1 protein-coding gene is annotated in these 2,016 nt (G+C 66.6%); it reads left to right on the forward strand.

The window, feature by feature from the left end:
- Nucleotides 1-160: 160 nt before the first annotated feature.
- Nucleotides 161-1,885, forward strand: a complete 1,725-nt coding sequence (locus GORHZ_RS03780; RefSeq protein ID WP_006330505.1) for an IS1634 family transposase — start codon at nt 161-163, stop codon at nt 1,883-1,885.
- Nucleotides 1,886-2,016: the final 131 nt, after the last annotated feature.

Raw genomic sequence — 2,016 nt, forward strand, 5'->3', positions numbered from 1 at the left:
CTGGCCGGAGTTCCGCAGTTGGTAGGCATTTTGGCGTTGCCGCTGGGATGAATGCGCAGGTGAGAGCGGTGCGGGGTGCCGGAAAACGCGAAAACCTGTAGGCACACGACTTATGGCGTGCCTGCTGGTAATCCGGTGTTTTGTGTGGTGTTGTGTAGGTATGTACCTGCGGGAGACGCGGCGGAAGAACAAAGACGGTTCCACCGTGTCCTACCTGCAACTGGCCCACAACGAACGCCACCCGTCCACCGGTGCCTCGACGGCGAAGGTGATCCACAACTTCGGCCGCGCCGAGACCGTCGACCGCGACGGGCTGGCCCGGCTGGTGTCCTCGATCTCGCGGTTTCTCGCACCGGAGCAGGTGGCCGCCGCCGGGGCCGGCGAGGGGGTGGAGATTCTTGATAGCCGCCGCCTGGGCGGTGCGTGGACGCTGGACCGATTGTGGGAACGGTTGGGGATCGGCGCGGCGATCACCCGCGCCGCCGCCGACCGGCGCCTCGATGCCGCCGCGGTCGAGCGGGTGATCTTCACCCTGGTCGCCCAGCGCGCACTCGAGCCGGGCTCCAAACTCGCCGCGACCGGCTGGCTCGCCGAACGGGTCGCCATCAGCGGGATCACCACGTTGACCGATGATCAGGCCTATCGGGGGATGGACTTCCTGCTCGAGGCACTCGACGAGATCGCCGCCGAAGTGTTCACTTCTGTTGCGCACCTGCTGAATCTGGATCTCGACATCGTATTCGTCGACACCACCTCCACCTACTTCGAAACCGACAGCCCCGATGAGCTGCCCGAGATGGCCGACCCGGTGGTCGACGACGGCATCACCCGGCCGGCCGAATCCGGCACCCGCACGTTCGGCCATTCCAAGGACTTCCGCACCGACCTGCCCCAGGTGGTGATCGCAATGGCCGTCACCCGCGATGGCATCCCGGTGCGCTGCTGGACCTTTCCCGGCAACACCGCCGACACCGCGATCATCCGCACCATCAAAGACGACCTCGCCGGCTGGCAACTGCGCCGGCTGGTGTGGGTCGCCGACCGCGGTTTCGCCTCCGCCACCAACCGCGCCTACCTCACCCGCGGTGGCGGGCACTACATCCACGCAGAGAAACTGCGCCACACCAACACCGAAGCCGCCGCCGCTCTCGCCCGGCCCGGCCGCTACCACACCGTCGGCGACAACCTGCGGGTCAAAGAAGTCCACGTCGCCCCGGGCGGGGACGGGGATGGTGACGGCGGTGCCCGCGCAGTGCGGTTCGTGTTGTGCCACAACCCCGATCAAGCCGAGCGTGACGCCACCGTGCGTGCCAACCTGGTCGAGCACTTGCGGGAGCAGATCACCGGATCCGATGCCTGGACCACCCGCCGCCGTGACGAGTTCGTGGGGTCCTTGAAGGCCAAGCCCGGCTTGCGGCGGTACCTGCGGCGCACCAAGAGCGGGTTGCTGCGCATCGATGCGGCCGCCATCAAGACCGAAGCAGGGCTGGACGGCAAGTGGTTGTTGCGGACCTCCGACACCACGCTCACCCCGGAAGATCTGGCCGCGGCCTACAAGCAGTTGCTCGCCGTGGAACGGGGTTGGCGGGACATGAAGGGCGCGTTGAAGCTGCGTCCGGTGTTCCACTACCGCGAAGACCGTATCCGCGCTCACGTGCAACTGTGTTGGCTGGCGTTGCTGCTGATCCGGGTCGCCGAAACCGCCACCGGTGACACCTGGCGAACCATCGCCCACGAACTCGACCGTCTGCACCTGATCACCCTGGCCACCGACCACGGCACCGTCGCGCAACGCTCCGCACTGACCGCGGGCCACCGCCGCATCCTCGGCGCTCTGGAGCTGCCCGAACCACCCCGATTCGTCGACTTCACCCTCACCGCCTGAACAGTCCGTTCACGCGCCCCGAGCGACAATGAGGTCGTGTAGTAACACGACCTCAACACGCCAATTCATCATCACCGCACGTCAACACCCATTTCTGCGGAATCGTGTGCCCAGCATCTGCGGAAGTCCGG

The organism is Gordonia rhizosphera NBRC 16068 (genome assembly GCF_000298195.1).
Taxonomy (GTDB): Bacteria; Actinomycetota; Actinomycetes; order Mycobacteriales; family Mycobacteriaceae; genus Gordonia; species Gordonia rhizosphera.

Bases quoted from the DNA above. Each gene is read 5' to 3' on its own strand.
- GORHZ_RS03780 (WP_006330505.1), top strand. From the start codon at position 161: ATGTACCTGCGGGAGACGCGGCGGAAGAACAAAGACGGTTCCACCGTG.